The 23579-nt window shown below is 49.9% G+C and carries 28 protein-coding genes and 2 pseudogenes; 16 read left to right on the forward strand and 14 right to left on the reverse strand.

The features are described from left to right. Positions 1 to 69: 69 nt before the first annotated feature. The gene (locus METMK1DRAFT_RS05390) at positions 70 to 411 is read left to right on the forward strand and encodes a PadR family transcriptional regulator (protein ID WP_009071522.1); all 342 of its coding nucleotides are present in this window, start codon (positions 70 to 72) and stop codon (positions 409 to 411) included. Positions 412 to 506: 95 nt separating this feature from the next. On the opposite strand, the gene METMK1DRAFT_RS05395 is transcribed toward METMK1DRAFT_RS05390, so the two are convergent. After that, entirely contained in the window at positions 507 to 686 is a 180-nt protein-coding gene (locus METMK1DRAFT_RS05395; RefSeq protein ID WP_009071523.1) for a hypothetical protein, read from the reverse strand. Positions 687 to 932: 246 nt separating this feature from the next. Here METMK1DRAFT_RS05395 and METMK1DRAFT_RS05400 point away from each other — a divergent pair, with 246 nt between their 5' ends. Together METMK1DRAFT_RS05400 and METMK1DRAFT_RS05405 are read left to right on the forward strand one after the other, a co-directional pair. Beyond that, positions 933 to 1775 (forward strand): NAD+ synthase, encoded by an 843-nt coding sequence (locus METMK1DRAFT_RS05400; RefSeq protein WP_009071524.1) that lies wholly within the window; start codon positions 933 to 935, stop codon positions 1773 to 1775. Then, positions 1766 to 2575 carry a nitrilase-related carbon-nitrogen hydrolase gene (locus METMK1DRAFT_RS05405; RefSeq protein ID WP_009071525.1) on the forward strand — a complete coding sequence of 270 codons (810 nt, stop codon included), beginning with the start codon at positions 1766 to 1768 and terminating at the stop codon, positions 2573 to 2575. Before METMK1DRAFT_RS05400 ends, METMK1DRAFT_RS05405 begins: the two co-directional genes overlap by 10 nt. Before the next feature lie 48 nt (positions 2576 to 2623). On the opposite strand, the gene METMK1DRAFT_RS19450 is transcribed toward METMK1DRAFT_RS05405, so the two are convergent. Next, positions 2624 to 2749, reverse strand: a complete 126-nt coding sequence (locus tag METMK1DRAFT_RS19450) for a hypothetical protein (protein WP_281034081.1) — start codon at positions 2747 to 2749, stop codon at positions 2624 to 2626. Positions 2750 to 3007: 258 nt separating this feature from the next. Here METMK1DRAFT_RS19450 and METMK1DRAFT_RS05415 point away from each other — a divergent pair, with 258 nt between their 5' ends. The 3 genes from METMK1DRAFT_RS05415 (at position 3008) to METMK1DRAFT_RS05425 (ending at position 4957) form a co-directional block, all read left to right on the forward strand. Then, positions 3008 to 3253 carry an ArsR/SmtB family transcription factor gene (locus tag METMK1DRAFT_RS05415; RefSeq protein WP_009071527.1) on the forward strand — a complete coding sequence of 82 codons (246 nt, stop codon included), beginning with the start codon at positions 3008 to 3010 and terminating at the stop codon, positions 3251 to 3253. A gap of 22 nt (positions 3254 to 3275) precedes the next feature. Continuing rightward, positions 3276 to 4154, forward strand: a complete 879-nt coding sequence (locus tag METMK1DRAFT_RS05420; protein WP_009071528.1) for a LysO family transporter — start codon at positions 3276 to 3278, stop codon at positions 4152 to 4154. A 68-nt stretch (positions 4155 to 4222) separates the two neighbouring features. Continuing rightward, positions 4223 to 4957 carry a class I SAM-dependent methyltransferase gene (locus tag METMK1DRAFT_RS05425; protein ID WP_009071529.1) on the forward strand — a complete coding sequence of 245 codons (735 nt, stop codon included), beginning with the start codon at positions 4223 to 4225 and terminating at the stop codon, positions 4955 to 4957. Here METMK1DRAFT_RS05425 and METMK1DRAFT_RS05430 read toward each other — a convergent pair. The 4 genes and pseudogenes from METMK1DRAFT_RS05430 to METMK1DRAFT_RS05445 form a co-directional block, all read right to left on the reverse strand. Beyond that, positions 4937 to 5605, reverse strand: a complete 669-nt coding sequence (locus METMK1DRAFT_RS05430; protein WP_009071530.1) for a uracil-DNA glycosylase — start codon at positions 5603 to 5605, stop codon at positions 4937 to 4939. The two genes, METMK1DRAFT_RS05425 and METMK1DRAFT_RS05430, sit on opposite strands and share 21 nt — an antisense overlap. Next, positions 5556 to 5840, reverse strand: a pseudogene (locus METMK1DRAFT_RS05435) (nucleoside-triphosphatase); the annotation flags it as partial. The gene METMK1DRAFT_RS05430 and the pseudogene METMK1DRAFT_RS05435, both read right to left, overlap by 50 nt. Positions 5841 to 5863: 23 nt before the next feature. After that, on the reverse strand, positions 5864 to 6970 hold the full coding sequence (locus tag METMK1DRAFT_RS05440) for a transposase (RefSeq protein WP_082230023.1): 1107 nt from the start codon (positions 6968 to 6970) through the stop codon (positions 5864 to 5866). 70 nt (positions 6971 to 7040) lie between these two features. After that, on the reverse strand, positions 7041 to 7301 hold the full coding sequence (locus METMK1DRAFT_RS05445) for a nucleoside-triphosphatase (protein ID WP_009071533.1): 261 nt from the start codon (positions 7299 to 7301) through the stop codon (positions 7041 to 7043). Positions 7302 to 7401: 100 nt separating this feature from the next. On the opposite strand from METMK1DRAFT_RS05445, the gene METMK1DRAFT_RS05450 reads away from it, so the two are divergent. Both METMK1DRAFT_RS05450 and METMK1DRAFT_RS05455 read left to right on the forward strand, forming a co-directional pair. Next, positions 7402 to 8610, forward strand: coding sequence for a hypothetical protein (locus METMK1DRAFT_RS05450; protein WP_172634115.1), 1209 nt, complete (start codon positions 7402 to 7404; stop codon positions 8608 to 8610). Continuing rightward, on the forward strand, positions 8600 to 9265 hold the full coding sequence (locus METMK1DRAFT_RS05455; protein ID WP_009071535.1) for a chlorite dismutase family protein: 666 nt from the start codon (positions 8600 to 8602) through the stop codon (positions 9263 to 9265). Before METMK1DRAFT_RS05450 ends, METMK1DRAFT_RS05455 begins: the two co-directional genes overlap by 11 nt. Here METMK1DRAFT_RS05455 and METMK1DRAFT_RS05460 read toward each other — a convergent pair. Continuing rightward, positions 9237 to 9746, reverse strand: a complete 510-nt coding sequence (locus tag METMK1DRAFT_RS05460; RefSeq protein WP_009071536.1) for an NUDIX hydrolase — start codon at positions 9744 to 9746, stop codon at positions 9237 to 9239. The genes METMK1DRAFT_RS05455 and METMK1DRAFT_RS05460 overlap by 29 nt on opposite strands. Further along, positions 9743 to 10345 carry a hypothetical protein gene (locus METMK1DRAFT_RS05465; RefSeq protein WP_009071537.1) on the reverse strand — a complete coding sequence of 201 codons (603 nt, stop codon included), beginning with the start codon at positions 10343 to 10345 and terminating at the stop codon, positions 9743 to 9745. The genes METMK1DRAFT_RS05460 and METMK1DRAFT_RS05465 overlap by 4 nt, the downstream gene beginning before the upstream one ends. 54 nt (positions 10346 to 10399) lie before the next feature. On the opposite strand from METMK1DRAFT_RS05465, the gene METMK1DRAFT_RS05470 reads away from it, so the two are divergent. From METMK1DRAFT_RS05470 to METMK1DRAFT_RS05505, 8 genes are all read left to right on the forward strand, one after another. Further along, positions 10400 to 10609 carry a hypothetical protein gene (locus METMK1DRAFT_RS05470; RefSeq protein ID WP_009071538.1) on the forward strand — a complete coding sequence of 70 codons (210 nt, stop codon included), beginning with the start codon at positions 10400 to 10402 and terminating at the stop codon, positions 10607 to 10609. A gap of 97 nt (positions 10610 to 10706) precedes the next feature. Beyond that, positions 10707 to 12119, forward strand: a complete 1413-nt coding sequence (cbsA, locus tag METMK1DRAFT_RS05475; protein WP_048087663.1) for a cytochrome b558/566 subunit A — start codon at positions 10707 to 10709, stop codon at positions 12117 to 12119. A 5-nt stretch (positions 12120 to 12124) separates the two neighbouring features. Further along, the gene (locus METMK1DRAFT_RS05480) at positions 12125 to 13045 is read left to right on the forward strand and encodes a hypothetical protein (RefSeq protein ID WP_009071540.1); all 921 of its coding nucleotides are present in this window, start codon (positions 12125 to 12127) and stop codon (positions 13043 to 13045) included. 40 nt (positions 13046 to 13085) lie between these two features. Further along, entirely contained in the window at positions 13086 to 13526 is a 441-nt protein-coding gene (locus METMK1DRAFT_RS05485) for an HIT family protein (RefSeq protein ID WP_009071541.1), read from the forward strand. 13 nt (positions 13527 to 13539) lie between these two features. Next, positions 13540 to 16506, forward strand: coding sequence for an FAD-binding and (Fe-S)-binding domain-containing protein (locus METMK1DRAFT_RS05490; RefSeq protein WP_009071543.1), 2967 nt, complete (start codon positions 13540 to 13542; stop codon positions 16504 to 16506). Positions 16507 to 16538: 32 nt separating this feature from the next. Beyond that, positions 16539 to 18023 (forward strand): M61 family metallopeptidase, encoded by a 1485-nt coding sequence (locus tag METMK1DRAFT_RS05495; protein ID WP_009071545.1) that lies wholly within the window; start codon positions 16539 to 16541, stop codon positions 18021 to 18023. A gap of 307 nt (positions 18024 to 18330) precedes the next feature. Continuing rightward, the gene (locus tag METMK1DRAFT_RS05500; RefSeq protein ID WP_009071546.1) at positions 18331 to 19158 is read left to right on the forward strand and encodes a TIM barrel protein; all 828 of its coding nucleotides are present in this window, start codon (positions 18331 to 18333) and stop codon (positions 19156 to 19158) included. Positions 19159 to 19168: 10 nt separating this feature from the next. Next, a complete protein-coding gene (locus METMK1DRAFT_RS05505; RefSeq protein ID WP_009071547.1) occupies positions 19169 to 19840 on the forward strand; it encodes a phosphoglycolate phosphatase in 672 nt (223 codons plus the stop codon). Here METMK1DRAFT_RS05505 and METMK1DRAFT_RS05510 read toward each other — a convergent pair. The 6 genes and pseudogenes from METMK1DRAFT_RS05510 to METMK1DRAFT_RS05535 form a co-directional block, all read right to left on the reverse strand. Next, positions 19805 to 20380, reverse strand: a complete 576-nt coding sequence (locus METMK1DRAFT_RS05510; protein ID WP_009071549.1) for an METTL5 family protein — start codon at positions 20378 to 20380, stop codon at positions 19805 to 19807. The two genes, METMK1DRAFT_RS05505 and METMK1DRAFT_RS05510, sit on opposite strands and share 36 nt — an antisense overlap. Further along, a complete protein-coding gene (locus METMK1DRAFT_RS05515) occupies positions 20380 to 21045 on the reverse strand; it encodes an HAD family hydrolase (RefSeq protein ID WP_048087666.1) in 666 nt (221 codons plus the stop codon). The genes METMK1DRAFT_RS05510 and METMK1DRAFT_RS05515 overlap by 1 nt, the downstream gene beginning before the upstream one ends. Before the next feature lie 8 nt (positions 21046 to 21053). Further along, positions 21054 to 21356, reverse strand: coding sequence for a transcriptional regulator (locus tag METMK1DRAFT_RS05520; RefSeq protein ID WP_009071554.1), 303 nt, complete (start codon positions 21354 to 21356; stop codon positions 21054 to 21056). Then, positions 21313 to 22092 carry a sugar nucleotide-binding protein gene (locus tag METMK1DRAFT_RS05525; RefSeq protein ID WP_009071556.1) on the reverse strand — a complete coding sequence of 260 codons (780 nt, stop codon included), beginning with the start codon at positions 22090 to 22092 and terminating at the stop codon, positions 21313 to 21315. The genes METMK1DRAFT_RS05520 and METMK1DRAFT_RS05525 overlap by 44 nt, the downstream gene beginning before the upstream one ends. A 25-nt stretch (positions 22093 to 22117) precedes the next feature. After that, complete coding sequence (gene cobT / locus METMK1DRAFT_RS05530) at positions 22118 to 23143, reverse strand: nicotinate mononucleotide-dependent phosphoribosyltransferase CobT (RefSeq protein ID WP_048087668.1); 1026 nt, start codon at positions 23141 to 23143, stop codon at positions 22118 to 22120. 149 nt (positions 23144 to 23292) lie between these two features. Next, positions 23293 to 23579: pseudogene (locus tag METMK1DRAFT_RS05535) on the reverse strand (ISNCY family transposase); the annotation flags it as partial.

The raw sequence follows: 23579 nt of genomic DNA on the forward strand, positions 1-23579 counted from the left end.
TTTTAATTATCAGGGTTACAGTTAATTAACTCCTCGTCGTAGAGATCCTGATGCCTGTAGGTGGGTCACATGAGCTATAGGGAATTTCCGAGGATGATGATAATCAGGGGACTATTGCAAGTTATAATCATTTACATCCTTTGCAAACATGGTGACATGTACGGATACCAACTGAAAAGGAAGGTGGACGAACTACACAGGAGGAACGTCCCTCAGGGCCTCATATACACGACCCTGAAGAGGATGGTGAAGAACGGACTACTTAACTCCTACCTTAGGGAGGGCAGGACATACTATACCCCTACCGACGGTGGAAGGCAATTCCTGAGGAATCATCTCAACGTGTTGTCCAACGTTCTAGCAATAATCCACGAGATTTTGGACTACTGCGAGAGGACGAGTTTAAGTTGAGGACTGATGGGGCCTCATTGAAATTTGAACTCCTGTCCAACCCTCAGTCCTTGGGCTTCACCTGAGTCTGGGAAAACCCATGCAACCGTTTGTCCCTACGCTCTCATTTCACTCATTTTATGTTCAATCATGATCGAGTATAGGGACTTAGCCCTCAACCACCTACTTACTGTAGGTGGGTCATGGGACTCCTTCGAGCCCAACGGCACGGGGCTCACATCTCTGCAATCACTCCCACCCTTTTGGGCATAGCCCACATCGGTGTGAGAGATCATTATTTATCAACAAAAATTTGTTATAAACAGATATAAAAAGATTTCTATTAACGTGAGAAAGGATTCAGCCCTTTATCGGGACAACTCCGCCCAACGGAGTTTCACTATCCGTTGGGGGAACCCTCCATCTTGAGGTCATAGCCACACAGTTCGGGAAACCCGTTCGCATCCTGTGCGACCACACTTTAACAGCTTATCGGAAACTGTTGACAACGGCTTTAATTTTTGACAAAAAGATTATAACACATGGACCTACAACAAAAACTCTCCCATTTATTTAATCTGAACTACGATATCGTAGCTGAATATCTAGTTAAGCGTCTGAGGGAGTATATTGCAGAGAGCGGGAAGAAGGGTGGAATAGTGGGAGTGAGCGGAGGAATAGATTCTGCAGTAGTTGCAACGCTCCTGAGTAGGGCCACCCACAATTACTTCTTCCTCCTCTTACCCTCATCGTCGACCCCTGCTAGAGACGTTCAGGACGCCTTGGAGCTGACTGAGATGTTGGGGGGGAGAGATAAGAGGGAGGTTGTAGAGATAGACGGCATAGTGAGGGAAGTAGGGTCGAGGGTTAAGAGTGAGGATCCATTGGTTTTGGGGAACGCGAAGGCGAGGATAAGGATGACCTTACTGTACGCCTTCGCCCAGAAGCTGGATTATCTGGTGATAGGTACTGGGGACAAGTCTGAGATTCTTCTAGGTTACTTCACCAAGTACGGTGACGGTGGAGTGGACGTTCTTCCAATAGGAGATCTCTACAAGACCCAGGTTAGGCTACTTGGAAGACATCTGGGCGTCCCTGAAAAGATAGTCACTAAGCCCAGTTCCCCTGCATTATGGGAGGGACAAACAGCTGAGGGTGAGCTCGGGCTGAGCTACGAGGTGGCAGACGCAATCCTCTACTCCAGGTTTGAGGAGATGAAGGGGCCTGAGGAGGTAGCTAAGGAATTAGGAGTAGACATCTCCCTGGTCAGGAGGGTAGACGAGCTCGTGATGAGATCTCAGCATAAGAGGTTGCCACCAGAGATATTCAGGCTCTCAGGGAGAGCCATCAACTCCGACTGGAGGTATCCTAGGGCATGGGCGTGAAGGTGGAGATAGTACAAATTAAGTCAAGGCTGGGAAAAATCCGAGATAATTACGAACTTCATGCATCGGAGCTCAGGAGCTCCACGGCAGACTGCGTAGTCTTTCCAGAGCTCTCCCTGACTGGTTACGTCCTCCGGGACCTGGTGTATGAACTAGTTGCTGAGGCTCAACGTTACTCGGAGAAACTCTCAGAGGAGGGGAGATGCGCCATCTTTGGCACTCTCGCTGAGGTGAGACCGGGAATAATCTGGAACGCGGCAGGGGTAGTCGTGGACGGCAAACTAACCTATGTTCCCAAGTTTTTCCTTCCCACCTACGGGCTGTTTGAGGAGAGGAGGTACTTTCAGCCTGGGGATCCTAAGAGGGATTTGGTCACCTTCAGGATCAGGGACGTTAACTTCGGGGTGGTAATCTGTGAGGATGCTTGGCACCCAGAACCCATAGAGGCTCTCGCGAGGATGGGGGCCGATTTAGTATTTGTACCTTCAGCCTCTCCAGTTAGGAGGCTATCTCAGCCTTTGGACATTCAAGTTAGTTGGCAATCCCTCCTTAGAGCACACTCCCTCATGAATGGGGTGTGGACGGTATTCTCCAACATGGTGGGAGCCCAGGAGGAAGAATTCTTTTGGGGCGGATCATTCTTCATGTCCCCGCGTGGTAAAGTCACAGCAGAGGCCCCAATCATGGAGGAGTCCAGACTGTTGGGGGACATAACCCTTGATGAGGTGAGGCTTTCGAGGCGGTTCAGTAGCTTTAGGGACCACATTAGGGAATTTCATGAGGTCTTGAGGAATCTCTAATGTTTAAATTCTACCGTATTGAACATTTGTTGTGATTACACAGAAAATTCAGTATTGGCCGATACTCTTCATTCTCATTATTTTACTACTCATTCTCTCCATCTTTATTCCAGTAGCTATTCTTGGAGCCATCGCCCTCTCCATAGTCGGTCTCTCTGCAAACAAGAGTTTCATACCATTAGCTTTGTTTATCTCCCTCCTCCTAATCTTACATGGTAATTTTTATTTCATAGTATTGGCTGTAATTGTAGCGTATCTTTTATTTAATCTAGTTAAATGGATATATAGGGCCATGCCATTTTAGTTGAGGGATCATATTTTTACAAATTAATGTAGTTTCACGGGCGTTCCATTGAATAAATCTGACTTTCAACTAGTTTTAATTTCCATTCAATAGCGTAGGGTTAAGATATACAGGGAGCAGTTTAGCATATGATGGCTAAAATAGATGACGTGGTGAACGGGAGGGGTTGGGAGACCCGAAAAAAGATTCTGGAAATACTAGGCAACGGACCTACCACGGCTTACGAGATATCGAAGCGGTTGGGTTTGAACTACTCCACGGTCAGGTATCACCTGGACCTCCTAGAAAGGTCTGGACTAGTGATAAACATGAGACAGGGTTCAAGGCAACTCTACTCCATATCTAGGAACCTGGTTTCAATGAAAATAATATAAACCGGTTAAAGTCTCCAATATTGTGGACTTTTCTTTAGCTTTCATCTCACTTTACCTGGTCTCCCTCCTGATAGGAAAGGTCACAGGGCTACGTCCTGGGAGGGTCGTGGATGCAACAGTAGTTGGACTGATTTTCTCCATATCGCTGTGGGGAGGAACTACAATAATTTCGGCCACGACCCTGATTAACGTGGTAGGAATATCGCTCTTGCTAGCCCTTGTAGTTGTACTCGTTACTTACGTGGTGGGACTGGCCATCCCTGGAAAAGTTCACCCCAGGGGTCACGGAAGGATTCTAGACGCCCAGCTGAAGTACGGCCTGCCTCTCCTCTTGGGCCTGCTCGTGGGCTATCTGATGAGACCTCAAATTCCTTTCGATAGCCTTGTCAACTACGAACTTTACTTCCTGGCAGTAGTTGTCGGGATAAACATGGGGTCCGACCTCAAGCTGAGAATGCTCGTAACTCTATCTAAGGGTGCTCTCTTCTCTATCCTGGTCGTGATTGGTGGAGGAGTGATATCTGCTCTCATCTCCTCTGCACTGGGTCTACTCCCGTCACTGAGACTATCCTTAGTAGTCATGCTAGGATCTGGTTGGTATAGCTACACGGGTCCTTTGGTAAGTAGTTACTACGGCCCAATTTACGGTCTTGTGGGGTTCCTGGCCAACTTCTTTAGGGAACAACTCACCTTTCTAATGATACCACCTCTCTTCAAGGCTAAGCCTAATCCTTACTCAGCCATAGCAGTAGGTGGGGCAACCTCAATGGACACGACGCTGGGTCTTTATTCCACTTTTCTAGGTGCGGAATACTCAGTGAGTGCCATGATGAGCGGAGTCGTTCTAACCCTCCTCGTACCAGTGTTGCTCCCGTTGATATTGGTGGGTCCAGGCCTCTGATCGGAACGACTGTTCGCATTCCCCTACTTTTTTATTATGTGTAGGCCAAAAATCACATGTGATAAACTTTGGGGGAGGAGACCCTCAAGATATTTGAGAGCGACTTTTACATTTCCGAGATGGTTAAGGTCTGGGAGGAGGGGAGGAAGTGGGCGGAATGGGTATATCAACTGGCGAAGAGGTTGGGCGTGGGCAACAGAGTTTTGGACGTGCCCTGTGGTATTGGGAGGGTGGCCAACTTCCTGGTGAACATGGGTTTCAGCGTCGTGGGGATAGACATTTCCGAGAGGATGATCCAGTTGGCCAGGAAAAACGTGGGCGGTGCTACGTTTATAAAGGGGGACATGAGAAGACTTCCCGAGGTTCTGAAAGGAGATAGGTTCGATGTAGTCATAAACATCTTCAATAGCCTGGGTTACTACGGGGAGGAAGACGACCTGGAGATAATGAAGTCCATAAGGCAAGTCACTGGAGGAGTTGCCGTGATCAACTTGGACAACAGGGACTACGTTATCTTCAACTGGCCGGAGGTATACTATTCCTACGTCCCACCGTACATGGTCATAGACACCTCCAAGTTCGAACCCACGACCTCCAGGCTTCAGGTTCACAGGAAGTACATAGATCAGAGGGGGAGGGAAGTGGGACAACTAAAGTACACCCAGAGGTATTACAGTCTCCATGAGGTCTTCAGCATGGTCAGGAGGGCCGGTTTCAGGGTCGTGGGAGTTTACTCTGGTTATTCGTGGAAGGAGTTTGAGATAGGGGACCCACAGATGACCCTAGTCCTCGTACCCTCCTGAGGCCAACTTCCAAGCATGTCTCAGTATCTCGATCCATTGGTTCCAGGACAACCTCCCAGTTCTGGTGTTCAGTGGGCTGGGGTGATAGCTGGACATAAGGATAAGTTCCCCTGCATGGATCAGGGTACCGTGAGCAAACTTGGAGTCGATTCCTAACACCTCTGCAACGGCGTTGAAGGCCACCGAGCCAAGGGTTAACACTACCCTGAGCTTTGGTAGCGACCTCAGGGTCTCCCTGAGGTATCTGGAACAATTGGCTACCTCCTCCCTCCTAACTCTGTTCTGGGGAGGCGCGCAAAGCACGGTATTGGTGAGGAACACTCCCCTTAAGGCCAATCCATCTCCCCTAAACTTTCCCTCTTTCAGGTTGGAGAGACCGAGTTGGTAAAGTCCGCCTATGACCCATCTCCCGGTCTCGTCTCCCGTGAAGGGCCTTCCTGTTCTGTTCCCGCCGTGGGCTGCGGGTGCCAAACCTACGATGGCTAACTTGGCCTCAGCGTCACCGAAGCCTGGCACCGGTTTTCCCCAGTACTCCTCCTTGAACCTCTTCCCCTCCTTAGCGACCCAAGAGGAGTAAGCCCTGAGTCTGGGGCACAGGTTACAGGACAGCACTTCCTCTCGCAGTTCCCAAAGCTTTCCTGAGCTCATTGAGGATCTCCCATAGCAATCTGTTCCTATTCTCTGTTGTAACTTCGAAGACTCTCCCTTCCACCTTCAGACTCCTGTGGACGGTGAGGAGTGAGGGTCTCTCATCTCTTAGAACCCTGTCTATTACTGCCTTTAGTTCAGGGATAGCCATTTCCATGGGTCCCACCTCATCTATCACGAGCACTTCGGCCCTCGAGAGGCTCTCCTCCAGCTCAGGTAATACTCCGCTCACATCCTGGAGACAGCAGTTATGGGACTTTAACGTAACTTAAAGATTTTCATCAGCCCCGGCGGTCCGCCTAAATGACGTTCAACGAACCTGAGGAACGCCTCCACGCTCCTCAGGTTAAGAGCCCCCACCAGCTCCCTGACGACGTTGGTCATGATGGTGAAGATCGCGAGGTAGCCCTGAAGCCTCTCCCTCCTCCAGAACGAGGAGTCCTCCAGTCCAAGGGCCTTGACGTCCCTGTGGAGCTCCTCGATCTCCCACCTCATCCTCCATGCCTCCTCGATCTCCTCCTCGCTGAGCGAGAGGTCGGTCGTGTAGAGGCACTTCACGTGTGTCCCGGAGTCACGTTTATATTCCCGGACTAGCAATTTTACCGTAACCACTCGGTCTCCCAGGGTCAGGTCGGCGTAGTAGACTCCGGGGGGTAGGTCCCCCACTCGGAGGTGTCCCTCCACCTCCTCGAGGGTCCCCTGGGCCGACTCGACCCTGAGGAGCCTCCGGTTGGACTTGAGCTCAGACACCACGTTCTCCTTCACGAGCTTCTCTGACCAGTACCACGAGTCGAAGACTACCCTGGACACGCGGAAGTACCCCTTGAGCACGTCCAACATCTCCCTGGCCATCTCGATCTTGGTCTTGAACTCGGTGACCATCCTCAAGTCCAACATCTTCCTCACGGCGTAGGGGAAGGCTCCCACCATGAACGTCCTGCCCGTGGAGAGGTCCACTATGGCGACCGTGAGGAGCTGCACGCCCCTCTCGAACCTCCGGTGGGCGTGGCAGTAGATCCAGTAGTTCCCGTGGGGGCTCACGTCCCTCCCCCTGGAGTACTCCTTGTGGTCCACGGTGTCGTCTATGATGACGGCCACCTGACCCTTCACCGGCCCCGACAGGACCTCCAGGTAGTCCCTCCACGCGTCGTCGAGTTCTCCCAACGCCTCCAGCAGGTTTGCGTAGTCCAACCCGAACGTCTCGGCCGCGTTCCTCACGCTGGACCTCCCACCTAGCAGGACCATCAAGACGAGTGCCAACCCGACCTTCCTGCTCCTCCCGTTCCTCCTGACCACGCCCAGAACCTGGTTGACCGCCTTGACCAGCCTCTCCCTAGCCAACTCGATTTGTCCTTTTCCGTTCAGCATCTTTTCAGCAGGAAGACGTCGAAAAATAAAAACTTCTCGCTAATACCGACTTTCCCGTATTACCTCCCTAAGATTCCCATAACTGCTGCTGGAGATAATACTTCCCCACCCTTACCTTAGAGGGAGTATCCATGCTGGCTAAGGTTACACTAGGTCCTCCTATCACTGTGAGGGAGAACCCTACTCTTTGTACTCCTCTCCGGATCTCCTTAGTGTAGAAACCTCCCGTAGCTATCCCGCCTCTCTCGAGGGCCTCCAACACCCTCATTACTAGGGTGGTCTTTCCAACTCCGGGCCTACCTGTTATTATTATCCTTCTGGAGTCCACTCTTCAATTTCTACTGAAAAGGTTTTTGTACTTTAGCCGAGAAACGATAATAGCAAAGGTAGGGAAATTGAGTATTTTACAGGTATACTCGGACCCAAAAGTGCCCAGGATAAAGTGCTCACTGATAGACGGATCAGGATCCGAGAAAGATATACTAACCATCTCCCTGCAGGACAACGGGATACACGTATACAAGAGCCTTGATGGTGGGGATCATTATATATTGCCTCCCATCCCGCAGATCGGAGCCCTCATAAGGGAGGTCATAGAGGAGGTAGCTGAGGAGCTCAACGCTGAGGCGGTTGTGGTGAGGTACGGCGATGAAGAGTCTCAGGATCTAAATAACTTAGTACTCAGCGACGCATGGTACGACATTGAAAGGTTGGCGTTGGCGGCCTCCAAGCACGCTGCCATATCAGAGGACTTTGAGGCAAGGATAGTGATAGGTATAGTGAGGTTCTCCTCCTTCATTTATGCGGCAACAGTGATGAGAAAGGAGGACACTTTCCCTCTCCTCCAAGTCTATATGGACTCGTCTGGTGATCTTCCAACGGTCAGGGTTTACAACGAGCTGGGCCAACTGGTGGAGGAGAGAAGGGAGAAGATAACGGACTTCGAGTCATATGTGAAATCATTGGTGGGATCAGAGGACGTCGCGGTGGTATATAGGGAGGCCTCTGCTAACCTTCCTTCTCCCAGAGAGGTAACCACGGCTGACGGTTCTAAGTACTACGTCGCAGTGATATACAGGTACTTCCTCGGCTTCCTCCCCTCCACTTCTCTCAACGAGGTCAGGAAGAAGAGAGTAAATGTGAAAGGAAGGTCAGAACTCTCTAGGGCCTTGAGGGCTCTCCTCTACTTGGAGAAGTTGGGAGAGGGTGGAGGCGTGGAGGTTCTAATAGGCAGCAGAGCCGTGCCACTGAATGAGTTACCCAAGGAGGTCTTAAGGCTGTCACAAAAGGCCGAAGGTAGCCTAAGAAAGTTCTCCATAAGTTTCGAGAGTGATCCGCTCGAGGAGCCTATACTCAAGGAGCTGACGGGTTACACCCCAGAGTACGGCTCTGGGGATGTCTATTTGGGGGTAAGGGTTCTCCCTGTGGCATTTCTAATTGTGGCAGAGAATGAGGAGGAGTTTAGCCAGTATGTGAGAAGGATTATGGAGGGACCGACTTCTGACGGTTACGAGATGCTCGATGAGATAATCAAGAAGTCGCTGTCCAACTACTTCATAGGTTATATGATGTCTCTAGAAGAAGCGTTAATAATATACACCGATATATCAACGGAGTTGATGAACGATGGTAAATGAGATCTTCATGGAGGTATTCTCCCTGAAATTACTCCCTCAGTGGTGGGGTCTCTCGAGGGGAGAGAGGGCGAGGATACTCTCTGGTCTGAAGGAGGTGGAGCAGCAGGTCTCAGAGAGGGCTATCTCCCTCAAGTCCTACGCATCACTGAGTCCCAACTCGTCTATCATTTATTGGCTTTCGGCTGATGACACTCTCCCCTTAGAGGACTTTAGGGTCAGTACGCTCTCGGCATTGAGGGGTTATGCGGACGAGAGCGTCTATTTCTTCTCGATCTACAAACCGTCCCCGTACACGGGAGGGAACTTCGACCCTAGAGGTGTACTCAGGGAGAAACCACTAAGGTATTTCGTAGCCTATCCGATGAAGAAGGACGTGGAATGGTACCTGTTGCCCTTCAATGAGAGGGAGGACATTATGAGGGAACACATCAAGGTGGCGAGGGAACACCCTAAGAACAAGGGGATAAAGTCGTACACCACCTACTCCTTCGGGGTCGAGGACTACGAGTTCGTGGTAATTTACGAGATACCTTCCCTACCTGAATGGGTAGAAGTGGTAGAGAAACTTAGAGAAGTGAGGGCAAGGAAGTGGATAACTAGGGAAGAGCCGATCATCACAGGGGAAGTTAGAGATCTATCAATCCTCTATGCTTAAGGTAGAGGAGAGCTAGGGCAGTCTTCCCGTCATCTATCTTACCCTCCTCAAGGAGCTTGATAGCCTCTCCCGCGTTCACCCTGAAAGTTTCTATCACCTCATAGTCCTCGGGACTCTCTCCCACGTACTTTAGGTCTTCAGCCAGGAAGACGTGCATGAGTTCCGTGGAGATGCCTGGAGAAGGATAGAAGCTGAACAACTTCGTAAGTTTGCCTGCCTCATAACCTACTTCTTCCACCAGCTCCCTCCTAGCTGTGATCTCTGGATCCTCTCCCTCCTCTATACTCCCTGCAGGGAACTCCAATATCCACTTAGATATTACTGGCCTATATTGTCTTATCATCAATAGGTCGTCCTGTATCCTGGGAACTACCACCGCAGATCCTCTGTGCCTCACGTACTCTAACCTCCTCTCCTTCCCGTTGGGCAACTGTACTTTCTCCACAAACACTTCAAATTTTTTACCAGAGTATATCCTCATTGTCCACCGTCTGATAATGCCCTAAGGTACTTTTCTGCTTTTTGGTAGAGACCTTCCCAGTCCAGTTTAAACAAGACTACCCCCAACACTGCGAACACCACGGATGAGATAACCCCCAAGATGACAGGAGAAACGTCAGTGAATCTCCCTACCTGTATCAGTCCCAACGCCTCTAGGCCTATCTCGATACAACTCTTTGCGACCTTTGAGGCCAAGGTGACTAGGAGCATCTTGAGTAGTGGTGCCCTCCCAGCCCCACCCATGAGGAACACGAAGTCGTCAAAGGGAAAGAAGGGGAGAATTGCTGTAATGAAGACAGTCAAGTAAAGGGATCTTCCCCTCATCACTCTGTGGAAGAATTGAACGTTTCTGTTAGACTTCAGTTTACTACCTACACCGTATCCTAGGGCGTACATCACGGACTTAGCTGTGGCAGCTCCAAACCCAGTGATCAAGACAGCCTCAAGGAAGTTTTCGGCGTTAATCCCTAGGCTCAACAGGATCGTTGTGGCGATAACGGTGTAGGGAGAGCCGAAGAATGGTGTCGCGTTAGAGATGAACGATATGGCAAAGAGGAATAACAGGTAGTATGGAGACATCAATATCACCGAGTGCTCCGCTTTATTTAAGGACTTACCAAAATCATTTCTCTAATGAAACTCGTTATTCCTGCAGAGTCGGAGATAAAGAACGGGAGCATCTTAGCGGTCAACATAGACAGGCAGCCGGTGATGGAGTATAGGAGTGAGATTAGGGGATCCTCACTTATCCTAGATCTAGGTTGGCAGGTGTCCAAGGGGAAGCACGTAATAGAATTGCTTCTAGAGAAGGGCATATATAAGAAGTTTTCATTCGAAATTTAATTTTTTAAATTATAAACTCCCGTTGGTCTCTAACCTAAATTTCAGGACAAGAGTCCAACACTTTAGGCTTAATATTAACGACGTCAAGTTCAATTTAATGAATGACAAACTAGTTAGGAAGGTGCCTTACCTCCTGGTGTTGGCCTCCCTAGTCGTATCCTTCTCATCCATTTTTGTGGAATTGCCAGTAGGTCAGACCACTCCTCAGATAGTGGCCTACAAAGTCCAAGGAACCACCAACTTGGGGGATCCAGGATCTGAGTCCTTCTGGCAAAACATACCTTGGGTCAACGTCTCGCTCACTGCGAATCTTCAGGGAGTACCCACATCCGGGATTACACCTTATCTTCTAGTCAAGGCTGCGTGGAATGGAACCGATATGCTCGTACTGGAGCAGTGGCCCGCTCCCAACCCAGCAGTTAACACCTGGTCTGCATCGCCTGCAGCTTTCGTACCTGCATCTCTTCTCTCCAAGACTACGCTCAATGGTGTCGCAGACCTACAGGAATTGGTACCCGGCGTTACGTACTCCATTGAGAAGAACTACACCGGCTATATATCCTACGTGAATAACACCGAATATCAGGGGAGGATAGTTCTCAGCTACAGCGGGCTTACTCTCCCACTACCCAATGAAACTTCCATTACGGTACTACCTGATGGGAGGATCCTGGTACCAGATAACAGAGGTTTCCAATGGTTATTCACAAACTACGGCCTCTTTTATGGCTATTACGTTAACTCAACGTACTACTATCCAGACAGGACAGCCATAATGTGGTACATGGGGACAGAGACCAACCCAAGTAACTGTATGAACATAGGCGGTGATTATGCCAACGAAAACTTTGATGGATTCACAATAACCAAGGTGGGAGGATCCCTCTCGTCGGGCCCAGCCAATATATGGATGTGGGTATCAGGGGCGACGTGGAACTCCACCTCTGATCCGGCGTTCCAGATAAACATGTGGCAGAACGAGAGTATTACTGGGCTGAATTACACGGACTATAAGGACCACGGCTTTGCCGTGCCGCTCTACACTAACCAGAGCGGACTTTACGAGGTGGATACGGCGGGATTCTGGTATCCCCCAGTGCAGTCCTCAGGGCTTAACGGGTCCCTATTTTACATATGGACTGGGGCCAAGTGGGAGAACGGGTACTGGGTCGTAGAGTTCGTCAGACCCATGCAGGTTCCGCAGGCCTTGGCAAACTACGAACCACAGTTCCAGGTAGGGAAAGAATATGACGTAGCCTTTGCTGTTTGGCAGGGCAAGGCTGGAGAAACGCTCTTCGATAAGTCCATAACCTCAGGATTCCTAACCCTTTACGTAAGCCCCCAATCTCCCGGCACTGTTACGCCAACTCCCGCAACCAACACCACTAATACCTCCACTGCGACCCCTACAAGTGCTTCCGCTCCCAACGTCACTCTAGACGTGACGATAGCTGGCGTGATCATCGCCGTGATAGCACTCCTAGTCTTATATCTGGTTTACAGGAGGTAAGGAGAATGGATATACGAAGGCAAGTAATATTTTTACTGCTCTTGGGTTCTGTACTACAATTCATGTTCAGGCAAACCCTCTTCGCCCTTCTCCCACTTCCCATGCACGCTCCTTTCTTATCGTATCTGGCTGTGATTGGGACCTTCGGACTATTTCTATACCTCACTTCTTTCCTCATATATGCCTTCCTCTCTTTCCGATCTGAGAGACTTTTACTGCCCGTGGGGGTAATACTCCTCTTCTCCACTGTAGTGCCAGTATTCTGGGATGGGTATAACACTACTATAGTATGGTTTTGGCTCGTCATATTTTCTGTGATATTGTCCTCCGCCCTCATAGTGAGTTCGCTGAGGATACTCAGGAACGTTTATCTCCTCTCACTCCTACCCATCTTCGCCCTCTCCCTTTACAGTTACTATCCATATGTTCTGCTGACCCTTCACGTGGGAGGACTCTCCTTTCCAACAGCCCTCCTCTTCCTTTTAGCCTCAGTTTCATTCTTTACAGTGGTTTTATCTCAGAAGAAGATAGGAAAGAGGGGACTGATCTCAGATGTCCTCGGTTTCGCTGTAGTTCTCTCCTTCCTTCCGTTCATATTGGAACTAATCAGGAACAGATTTCTCCAGATGATAATGGATATGGTGATACCGTCTACCTTGGGAATAGTGTTCGTGAGCCCCTCAGATTTGCTCATAACCCTGGTCTCACTGTCTCTCTCTGTTGCAGGTATCGTGATGGCGTTAGGAAAAGGGTTACAGGAGTTGGCCACAGGTTACCTCGTGATTATGACCACGAGCTTTCTAGGTTATACGGGCTTCCACCTCATGGTCTATCTCTTCTCCCCAGCCCTGGGGGCGTTTCTCCTCTCCCAAGGATTCAAAACTCCCATAACAGTTCAGCAGGCGAATAGGGCCGACTCGAGGTGATCACCTCAACACTTAAAACGGCATCTTTTTAATCATCCTTATGTGTTTGTTCTGTAATATCCTGGGTGGCAGGGAACCTGGATACTTTGTCTACAGGGATGAGCACGTGTCGGCCATATTGGACAAATATCCCATAACTCCAGGCCATACCCTGGTCATGCCTAACAGACACTTCGCCGATCTCCTGGTTACAGATCCTGAGATCTCGTGTGAGTTGACCAGAAAGACGGTCTTCTTGGCCAGGAGCATAAGGGAGGCACTGAAGGCCAGTGGAGTAAGAATCCTTACCAACGTGGGAGCTAGCTCCGGTCAGGTAGTATTTCATACACACGTCCACATAATTCCGAGCTGGGATTCTGATCCACCTCAAGTATTTCCATCCTTCCAACCCAGGAAGGCTCAGGCTCCGTCATACTATGAATCCTTGCAAAAAGTTATAAGTCAATATATCAAAACTATCACGGAAAGGGGAACGAATTAGAAAGGTGACATGATTGGGTTTAAGGGAGGAATTGGAAGCGAGGTTCGGCGATAGCTTCACGGACTCGTTAGTAGAGAGGCTTTCTCACACGGCCGATATGGGATTCGTTCCACAACTGGTATGGACTGGGATGAAGATCAATATAATCCCAGATTACGTCGTCTACCCCAAAAACGTAGAGGACATGATAGACGTTGTAAAAATCTCCCTAAAGTACGGGGCTCCGCTTGTACCCTACGGGAGGGGTACCAATAGGTATGGGAACGCTATACCCGCTGATGGGGGTATACTCATAGATTTCTCTAAAATGGATAAAATACAGATAGATGACTCAAATAAGGTGGCCGTAGCAGAGGCTGGGGCAACTTGGAAGTTAGTAGATATAGCAGCACAGAGTAGAGGTTTACAGCTTAGGACATTCCCGTCCTCCTATGATTCGACTGTTGGAGGCGGTGTAGCTGGAGATGCGCTAGGGGTAGGATCCTATCAGTACGGTTTCATTTGCGATAACGTCTCATTCGTTGAGATGGTTAACCCAAAGGGTGAGCTGGTTAGACTTGAGGGGAAGGACTTAGCGCTAGTATGTGGGGCCGAGGGAACCACTGGGCTAATATATAGGGTTGGTCTCAAGCTCAGGCCCTTCTCCCCAACAGAATCGCTTGTTCTTTCCTATGATAACTTCGAGCAAGCCTATAGAGGTATAGGAGAGTTTTACAGGGAGTCTATCCCTGTTTGGCACGTCCAGGTGAGAGGACCCGCTATATCCACTTACATCGCTGAGAACTTCAAGGCATCTCTAGCCCCAGATAAGTGGAACATGGTTATCCTATATCCCTCAACTGTAGCCTCTATAGTTGAACCCAAGCTATACAGGGTCGCTCAGAACACAGGTGCCAAGACCTTCGAGGGGGAATGGACCGGATGGTGGTCATTCAATCACGGGGTCAACGCAGCACTCAGGACCAAGGGGTTGCTTATACATCAACACGGACTCATCCATTACACTAAAATGAAGGAGTTGGTGGACGGAATTCAGGAGAATCTGGGGAAGCTCGGTGATCTGACACCTGACGGCGGGTTCGACCTCGATATAGACTTGGAGAGGAGGGAGACCCTTCTGGTAAATGCCTTCACTCAGGTATCCCTAACCCCAGTCGATAAGAAGATCCTTTTCGAGCTCGCAAAGAACACCCTCATGATGGAGCAGTACATCAAAGTCGGGGGATCCATGCTCTCTGTGGGGATATTCGTTCACAAGTACGCTAAGAATAGACTCACTGCCATGGGCAAGGTATTTCAAGAGATGGGCGTCGACAGGTACGAAGTAATGAAGAAGTACAAGGAGGAGACGGATCCTGAGGAGCTATTCAATCCAGGGAAAGTATTTGAGCCGAAGAAGAGGGCCTTATCCGTCTTAGACATTGTCAGGAAACAGAACGATGCAATGAGGTATAGATTCGGAATAGGGTTCGCCAAGAGGATCGTTCCTGGTGGAGAGGTTGAGGGCTATAGGGTTGTCAAAAAATACCTTGATCTCTTTGCGGACTACGCGATAAAGTGTATAGACTGTGCCATGTGTGTTACCGTATGTCCTCAGTATAGACTCATACCCCAGTGGCCTTATGCCCCCAAGGGAATGTTTGATTTCACCAAAGGGCTTATCTCCTTTTTCGAACTTCAGGGGAGGGTAGACGTTCCAGATAGTGCCATAGCTGAGATATCAGGTTGCCATAAGTGTGGTCTCTGTGATGGAGTTTGCCCTGCTAGAATACCCATCTCCTCTATGCTCATTAGACTGAGTGCCATGGTCGCGAAGAAGATACCGGAGGAGGTAGTTACCGAGATTCCTATCCCTGATAAGTATAGCGACGTGGTCACGGATAACAGTGAGGTGGGAATATGGTTCGGAAAGTATTTAGCTGAGAACCCTTCGGTACTCTTCGCCACGTTAGAGGTGATGAAGAAGCTGGGATTGAAGGTGAGGGTCTACGGTACTACCATGGATAGTGGGTTTAACGATTACATTGGAGGGAACGGGAACGAACTCATAGAGAAGATAAGGAAGAACTCGGAGAAGATAGACGTTATCGAACTCATAACCGTCACTCCTGAGGATTATAAGACCTTCACTGAAGGTTACCAGGAATACGCTAAGTTGGCTGGTGTAAGCGCCCCATTTGAAGTTGTACCCTTAGACCTCAGGCTCCTCAAGTCGATTCAGGTGGAGGGGAGAGAGGAGGTAAACCTTCACGTTGCCTGTTTCGCCAACTCCTACGCAGATGAGGTCATCAAGAGGCTTAGGGAGAAGGGGTTCAAGGTGAAAAAGGTGGAGGGATGCTCTGGAGCCACCTTGGAGAAGAACGTAGGTAAGAGGGCAGACATGATGGCGAAGGCACTGGGAGAGAAGTACGGTAACTTAGTTACTCTATGCCCCATGGCAGCTATGAAATTCAGGAGCGTAGGCGTGAACGCCAGGACTTTAGTTGAATTCATGGCTGAGAAGATAGGTGCAGAGGTTAAGGCGGAGAGGAGGACGTTTAAGGTTCCAGACGAGGATAAGGACGCTCTCAAGAAGTTCGTTGTGGAACTTTTAACCAACTCCCTAGTGAAGAGGGCTAACCTGATAGCAGACACAGTATCCTTCATGTCCTCCGGTCTAGACGAGTATAAGAAGATCATAGAACCAATAGTCAGCGAATCCATCGAGGAGACGAGTTCGGGTTTAAGGGAGAGGATGGACTCTTTGATCATCTCGAGGGTAAAGGGAGACGATCCATCAGAGAAAGCCTTGGTTACCAACTCTTACCTGAGGGAGCTGAACGGCATACTTATGTCTACACCCATGGACACCGTAATAGCGGAGGTTGTGAAGCAGGTTAGGAAAATAGCTACAGATGACTTCTCTGAAAGGGATCTTGGTGTAGTTCTCGTGGAGTTGATTAAGGAGAACATAGATAAGTTGAGAGGTGGTCTAGCCTAATATCTTAAATTTCCCTGGCACCTCTCTGTCCTATGCTGTTCGACGTTTTTCCTAGACCCAGGTACCTGAGGGTGAGGGCCAAAGGAAGGGAGGGCGTGGTAATCTTCCCAACCTATGTCCCCGGTTCGTACCTAGTTAGGGATCTGGAGAGACACTTGGTGGACATTGAGGGGATCAGAATATCCAAGAATAGGTTCTACGTCAGAGAGGAGTTCTGGTACACCGTTTACACCTCCAGTAAGGATCAGAGGGAAGCTCTCTCCACAGGGAATTACATTTTTGTGAACCCCCCAGCAGTGTTCCCGTTTCAGGACTGGAACGAGAAGTATTGCGTTAGATTTCACGTGGATTGGCCCATTCATACAACGCTCAGAAAGGAGGGAGAGTATTACTGTTCAGACGATTATGAGTCCTTCTCCGACTCACCCATACAGGCAAGCCCTGACCTTAAGCTGGTGAGGATCGACGATTACCATTACGTCTCCTCCATAGACGACCTCGACCCGGAGAAGGTGAGAGCGGTGATTAGAGAGATAGATGACAGGTTGGGACAAAGGGCAGAGTATATCTTCTTCTTCAGGAGGTCTGACAAGAATTACGGAGGGATAGAGCACCTCAAGTCCTCTTCGATCGTGGTTCCGTGGGATAGGAAGGACCTAGTCGTTCTGTTTGCCCACGAGTATCTCCACAGGTGGAACGTTAAGACGTTCAGACCTAAGGACTTGGAACTCGACATGGAGAAGGAGGTCCTGTCAGACATGCTGTGGTTCGCCGAGGGCGTGACCGACTACATGGCCTTAGTGTCGGCCGTAAGGGTCGGAGCTGTCTCCACGGAGGAGGCTGGGAAGTACTTAGCTAACGCTATGGCCAAGATGACTTTTCCTGGAGCCAGAAGGACTTCTCTGGCAGAAGCGTCCAGGACCACGTGGATAAAGTACTACAAGCAGGATGAGAACTTCCTCAATTCCTCCGTGTCCTACTACGATGGAGGTCTCCTCTTAGGCTTGATCCTTGACGCCCACCTGACTAGGGTTGGCGAGAGGATCTTCAACGTCTTTAAGAACATTCCGCAGAGGTATACCTTCGACGACTTGGACAGGTATTTCAGGGCAAAGGGATACGTTGACCTGGAGAGGTTAGTTTACTCTCCAGCCGTATCTCTACTGGAGGAGCTGAAGACCCTCCTGGACGTCAGCGTCGTTGACCAAGGGATTCCCTATTATGGCCTGATGATGGACAACAACAGGGTGATCTTCGTTGAGGACGATTCCCCTGCAGATGTGTCTAGCATAATTCCCAACGATACGATCGTCGGGGTCGACGGCACTTCAAGACAACTGGAGGTTAAGGACGAGGTTAACCTCACGATTGTTAGGGAAGGGAGACTGATGAATATCAAGTTAAGATCCGGCAGAAGTCCAGGCCATAAGGTGAGGTTCAGAGTCAGGGGAGAACTGTCTCAGGCCATCTTTAACCTCAATGAGTGGTTTGGGGAATCTAACCTATCGATACTTTGAAGTCTTACCACAGTTCCTCAAGACCCGAGTGAGGGATCCGGACGACAACGTGAGATCCGAAGCTACCGGATTAACCGGAGAACTAGAACGTGATTTGAAATTGGAGGATAGACGGACCTGGGGACGTATCATCTAACATGAAGGGAAGGTCCTATCTTGGTGTGGAAGATTGCTGTGCGTACAAAGTTTGACTAAGTATCTGCAGTCACGTGACTTTCCCTTAAATATCGCCCTGTAATCGAGGCGAAATTTGATGAATGCCGTAAGTATGAGTGCTTAAAACTCCACTTCCCGCAATTCTATACTCATGGCAAGGATCTACTTAGGACCTGCAGGGATACCCCTATCGTCAAGGGGTAAGGGGAGCGTTGACGGTGTAAAGAGGGTGGCAGAGCTGGGCCTAAACGCCATGGAGGTTGAGTTCGTCCAGGGAGTAAGGATGTCAGTCCAGAGTGCCAAGGAGTTGGGGGAAGTGGCGAAGTCACTGGGAGTGAGGCTTTCGGTACACGCCCCCTATTTCATTAACCTGTGTTCCCCAGATCGAGAAAAGGTAGAAGCGTCCAAAAGAAGAATTCTGGAGAGTGCCGAGAGGGCTGAGGCCATGGGGGCAGACGCAGTTGCCATCCACCTGGCCTTCTATGGAGATCTCTCGCCGGAGGAATGTTACTCCAAGATTAAGGAGTCCATGCAGGAGGTGGTAGAGAAGTCCCTTGAACTGGGGATAACCTACGTGAAGCTGGGAGCTGAGACCATGGCTAAGGAAACTGCTTTTGGAACGCTGGACGAGGTCATTAGACTAGCCAAGGAGGTTAAGGGCGTGATTCCCTACATTGACTGGGCCCACACGTTCGCTAGACAAGGAGGTAAGATAGATTACGGGGCCATAATAGACAGGCTAAGGGAAGAGTTGGGGTTGACTCATATAAACTCCCACTTCGAATCCCTTCAATTGAGGAAGGGAAAATACGTGGACGTTCACGAACCCATAGACAAGGAGGCTCCACCGTTCGCCCCTCTGGCCAAGGAGATACTCAAGAGGGATATTTCCATCTCGTTGGTATGCGAAAGCCCCAAATTGGAGGAAGACGCCTTGAAAATGAAGGCCGTTCTGGAGTCTCTGGGATATAAATTCTAGGGTCACCCGTATGTGGATAGTCGCATCAGACTTCGATAGGACGATCTCAGATGAGAAGGACGCCTTCAGGGTCAGGGAGGAGGTCAGGGACAAGATAAACGAGTTCTCCAAGTATTGGGGTTTCTTTGTAGTCACTGGCAGGGAGAGGAGATTCATGGAGGCCCTCGCCCCAGGCCTCAAGCCTACAGGTTGGGTATTGGAGAACGGCTGTCTCATACTGGCTGGAGACAGGGAGATTCTGAACGTACCTCCAGGTTGGTTCTCGCTGAGGCAGAGGGTGATCACGGAACTGAAGGGGAGAGGAATCAAGTTCTCCTCTGGGGAAGCAATCCTGTACCTAAGTGACGTGTTGGAAGACGACTTACCCAGAATCGATGGGGTTAACTTCGAGAGAAACAGGAACGATGTGATGGTATTACCAAGCGGAATAGACAAGGGATCTGGCCTCCTGAGGGCCCTCAAGGAGATGGGGTTAAATGGTACCATAATAGCCGTGGGCGATGGGGAGAACGACGCCTCTCTGTTTAGGGTCGCTCAATTTAGAGTGGCAGTCAAGAACGCTGTGGACCCGCTCAAGTCCATGGCTGACCTAGTGCTGGACAGGGAGGACGGTCTGGGGGTAGTGAAGCTCCTGGATATGATTCTCTCAGGCGACTTTCTTAAAAACGTAAAGGTCCACTAGGAACCGGTGTAAGGACGACTTATGCCAAGGATAGTATGGCCTCATGGGGAACTCAGTTCCCAAAACCTCCACCGAGAAGCCCTGCCTTTGGGCCTCCCCCCTTATGAGCTCCCTAGTAGTGGGATTACTCTTGTGTATAGAATAAACTACCCTAGCTATACGGAGGGCTGTCCTTAGGAAGAGCAAGTCCACCCCCCTAACCTTGACTCCGAATGGAGGATTCTGGATAACTGTATCAAATCTTCCCGTAAACTGTGTACAATCGCCCTCCACGAACTCAGCGTCGAGCCCCTCTCCGCGGAAAAACCTCACGGCGGTTTGAAGGGACTCCCTGTCCACTTCCACACAGACACACTCACCTTCCAGTCTAGAGATGCCGGCACACAACCTGCCGGTTCCACACCCAAGGTCAGCCACCCTCTTCCCAGTAATGTTCCCTTGGATGAAGGCAGTCCAAACCAGGGAAGAGGCTATATGGGAGGGGGTGAGATATTGTTCTAGCTCCACCTTCGGTGAAGGATGAGGTGGAACTCTCTCCATCAATATTTCAATTTCTCGTCTATTAACTTTAGGGCCTCGTATAGGTTATTCACCTTGTCCCTCTTTATCTCAGGATAGAAGTTGAACCTATCCAGTAATATAGCGTTGAGGTAGGCTCTCCTTGCTCCTATATAATCTATCTCATAGACATCTCCGATGTGCACTGCTGGCCCCTCTGCTAACAAGGAGGCGTGATAGAAGATCTTGGGATGTGGTTTCATGAGGTTAACATCGCAGGAGGCTACAACGTGATCTACGTATTTGTCCAGGTCGAGGTCCCTGACTATTCTCCTCACCTTCTTCGTCGTATTTGTGACCAGGATGATCTTAACTCTCCTCCCCTTAAGTTCCCGGAGGAAAGGTATCGAGTCGTCGTATAGTTCGTAGTGGTCTGATAAGTAATTGACTGATGCGAGCCTCCTCACCAACTCGGGGGTCGGGGGAATCCCCATCTCATAGAGTATGTCGGTGAAGTCTAACGCTGAGAGACCGTCGTGATCTGGATGTGGAAAATTGGACTTTCCCATGTGCTTAACCAGGGCTCGAAATACCTGATAGTCGGTGACCTCAAGTCCCTCTTTCCTCATGACCTCTGCCATTTTCTCGTGCATTCTAGGCACGAACTTCACTAGAGTATCTCCCATGTCCACGAAGACGGATTTCATCATGGACTTCATCCCCTATCTCTTATTAAAAACTTGGGTGGCGACACTCTCTCCGACTTACAAAAGGGACATCTACTAGGCCTCCTGGGCCTCTCCATTGAGATCTCCCTCCCACAGGCCTCACACTTCGCTGGATAAACGAACACCACGAAGCCCTTTCTCTTGGACGAGAGAGCAATGTGATATATGTGCTCGTAGACTTCCTGTTCCCTCTTTATTCCGGTGAGGGCCATTATCTCCTTAGCGGAGATCGGGAAGTCCGCCGACTTAAGCAGGAGCTGTATCCTCTCCCTCGTGGTTAGTTCTCCCATGGAGAGTCTCCCCTAACTCGTTCTCAAAATTGACTTTAATATCGAACGTCCTTAAAAGCCAATCATCTATGGAGAAGTCCATCTTTCTCCCGGCGACCTCCATTACGTTACCTCCAGTAGCCTCTGCCACGTTTCTCATGAAGGTACAGAGGTCGATCCTTCTCCCTCCCACGTTTATGACACCAGTAGCCCCCTTGTGCAGGAGTTGAGCTATGACCTTGGCCAGTGTCCTCACTGATATGGGGGAAATGTAGAACTCCTGGTTACACTTAGCTATTCCTTTGAGGAGTAGAGACCTTATGTAGGGGAAAAGGAACCCCCTGTACGAGAGGGAGTAAATCGCGCCAGTGCGCAATATCAAGAAGTTCCCGAGGGCTGAGACGCCCATTTCTGCAGCCAACTTGGTTATGCCGTAATAGTTCAGGGGTTCCGGCGTGGACGTCTCCTTATAGTACCCCCTCCTACCGTTAAAGACCATGAAGGATGAGATCAGCACGTTAACTGCTCCTACCTTTGAGGCCGCTCTAGCCAGGTTTACGGTGAGCCACGTGTTGATATTCCAGGCGTGAGGCCTATTCCTCTCGGCCTCATAGTAATTGACCTCAAGGGTGTGTATTACGACATCTGGTTTGAGGGAGTACACCTTGGAGGGATTATCGAGGACTACTACCTCTGTTGAGACGTTCTTGGCTATCTCCCTCCCTATTTCTCCCTCATCTGTTATAGCTACTTTCACTGAGGGAGAAAGTGCGATTCAAATATTAAATCTGGGTTAGCTTGGAGTATAGGTCATCCACCGAGTTCACTATATCACTTGGAGACACTCCTCGGCTTAAAGCCATGATCATGGAACCGCCTGCTCCCACTCCTTCCTTTACGAAACCTCTCTCATAAACCCTCAACCCTTCGTGTCTGCTCAACGAGAAGTCCACATCAGCAAAGGACAGTCTGACCCCTATCTCCTTGACGAAGTCCACAATCCTTGCCGTTGGATCCTTAACTATCCACCTAGTCGTGCCTATGGTTATATCTTTTAATCTATCTGGGTACCACTCCTTCAGCAAAGCCGCTACTGCGGTCATCTGAGTCCCGCCAGCCAATAGAACCTTCCCAGGATATCCCGAAACCAGACCAACTATCCCGAGTATTACCGGATCGGTGACCTTAAAGATGAGCTTCCTGGAATCCACTGGACCGTTTTTCAACGCCTCGCTGACCACCCTCCTTTTGAGATCCTTGGGGTTTGCCGGAGATGACGAGGAGACAACATCTACTCCCCTGTATCCTAAGGCCTCCAAAGTGGCCGCTGCAGTCGTCGTACCTGCGGGAATGGACTCACCTACGACTAGGAACTCCTCATCCTGGAGGTTTTCCCCTAGGGACTTAGCGTTCTCCAGGATGGTCTCCCCTACTTCCTCTCTTACTCCCCACTTCCTAATGTCACCACCTGGTTCCCCACCGAGATCCAGGTGAGGTATTCTGGGTTTAACCCTGGATCCAGCGTTAACAACTAGTTTGTTTGTTTTGACGAGAGACAGGGAGGCCCTAGATATGAGGGCAGGGGTAGGTATACCATCAGGAGTTATGGGCACCACATCTATGGACCTGCATCGTCCCGTCATAAGGAACTCCGCGTCAGCTGCTGGAGTGAACATTGTGAGCTCTGGTGAGGCCCCGGCGACGGTTATTCCTGGGATCAAGCTGACGTCCGTGGTACCTACGACTAGGACGAAGGTGAAAGACTTACCTTTGACCTCCTCAGAGAGTCTACCTATGATATCAACTATCACGATGTAAATTGGTGAGATGCCAGATTTTCTTTTTTATTGTTGGTCTGAAAAGGGGCCGTAAAGCGAGTTTTTCCTTATCCCTTGAACCTCCTCCTAAATAACTTGAAAATGTATTTGGAAAATTGTAGAACAGCAGTTATGGGACTTTAACGTAACTTAAAGATTTTCATCAGCCCCGGCGGTCCGCCTAAATGACGTTCAACGAACCTGAGGAACGCCTCCACGCTCCTCAGGTTAAGAGCCCCTATCAGCTCCCTGACGACGTTGGTCATGATGGTAAAGATCGCGAGGTAGCCCTGGAGCCTCTCCCTCCTCCAGAACGAGGAGTCCTCCAGTCCAAGGGCCTTGACGTCCCTGTGGAGCTCCTCGATCTCCCACCTCATCCTCCAGGCCTCCTCGATCTCCTCCTCGCTGAGCGAGAGGTCGGTCGTGT

This window comes from Metallosphaera yellowstonensis MK1 (assembly GCF_000243315.1).
GTDB classification, from domain to species: Archaea; Thermoproteota; Thermoprotei_A; order Sulfolobales; family Sulfolobaceae; genus Metallosphaera; species Metallosphaera yellowstonensis.

Excerpts from the sequence above, each read along its gene's own strand:
- METMK1DRAFT_RS05390 (WP_009071522.1), top strand. The coding sequence starts at position 70 with ATGAGCTATAGGGAATTTCCGAGGATGATGATAATCAGGGGACTATTG.
- METMK1DRAFT_RS05395 (WP_009071523.1), bottom strand. The coding sequence starts at position 686 with ATGATCTCTCACACCGATGTGGGCTATGCCCAAAAGGGTGGGAGTGAT.
- METMK1DRAFT_RS05400 (WP_009071524.1), top strand. The coding sequence starts at position 933 with ATGGACCTACAACAAAAACTCTCCCATTTATTTAATCTGAACTACGAT.
- METMK1DRAFT_RS05405 (WP_009071525.1), top strand. The coding sequence starts at position 1,766 with ATGGGCGTGAAGGTGGAGATAGTACAAATTAAGTCAAGGCTGGGAAAA.
- METMK1DRAFT_RS19450 (WP_281034081.1), bottom strand. The coding sequence starts at position 2,749 with ATGAAACTCTTGTTTGCAGAGAGACCGACTATGGAGAGGGCGATGGCT.
- METMK1DRAFT_RS05415 (WP_009071527.1), top strand. The coding sequence starts at position 3,008 with ATGATGGCTAAAATAGATGACGTGGTGAACGGGAGGGGTTGGGAGACC.
- METMK1DRAFT_RS05430 (WP_009071530.1), bottom strand. The coding sequence starts at position 5,605 with ATGAGCTCAGGAAAGCTTTGGGAACTGCGAGAGGAAGTGCTGTCCTGT.
- METMK1DRAFT_RS05455 (WP_009071535.1), top strand. The coding sequence starts at position 8,600 with ATGGTAAATGAGATCTTCATGGAGGTATTCTCCCTGAAATTACTCCCT.
- METMK1DRAFT_RS05460 (WP_009071536.1), bottom strand. The coding sequence starts at position 9,746 with ATGAGGATATACTCTGGTAAAAAATTTGAAGTGTTTGTGGAGAAAGTA.
- METMK1DRAFT_RS05465 (WP_009071537.1), bottom strand. The coding sequence starts at position 10,345 with ATGTCTCCATACTACCTGTTATTCCTCTTTGCCATATCGTTCATCTCT.
- METMK1DRAFT_RS05470 (WP_009071538.1), top strand. The coding sequence starts at position 10,400 with ATGAAACTCGTTATTCCTGCAGAGTCGGAGATAAAGAACGGGAGCATC.
- cbsA (WP_048087663.1), top strand. The coding sequence starts at position 10,707 with ATGAATGACAAACTAGTTAGGAAGGTGCCTTACCTCCTGGTGTTGGCC.
- METMK1DRAFT_RS05480 (WP_009071540.1), top strand. The coding sequence starts at position 12,125 with ATGGATATACGAAGGCAAGTAATATTTTTACTGCTCTTGGGTTCTGTA.
- METMK1DRAFT_RS05485 (WP_009071541.1), top strand. The coding sequence starts at position 13,086 with ATGTGTTTGTTCTGTAATATCCTGGGTGGCAGGGAACCTGGATACTTT.
- METMK1DRAFT_RS05495 (WP_009071545.1), top strand. The coding sequence starts at position 16,539 with ATGCTGTTCGACGTTTTTCCTAGACCCAGGTACCTGAGGGTGAGGGCC.
- METMK1DRAFT_RS05500 (WP_009071546.1), top strand. The coding sequence starts at position 18,331 with ATGGCAAGGATCTACTTAGGACCTGCAGGGATACCCCTATCGTCAAGG.
- METMK1DRAFT_RS05505 (WP_009071547.1), top strand. The coding sequence starts at position 19,169 with ATGTGGATAGTCGCATCAGACTTCGATAGGACGATCTCAGATGAGAAG.
- METMK1DRAFT_RS05510 (WP_009071549.1), bottom strand. The coding sequence starts at position 20,380 with ATGGAGAGAGTTCCACCTCATCCTTCACCGAAGGTGGAGCTAGAACAA.
- METMK1DRAFT_RS05515 (WP_048087666.1), bottom strand. The coding sequence starts at position 21,045 with ATGAAATCCGTCTTCGTGGACATGGGAGATACTCTAGTGAAGTTCGTG.
- METMK1DRAFT_RS05520 (WP_009071554.1), bottom strand. The coding sequence starts at position 21,356 with ATGGGAGAACTAACCACGAGGGAGAGGATACAGCTCCTGCTTAAGTCG.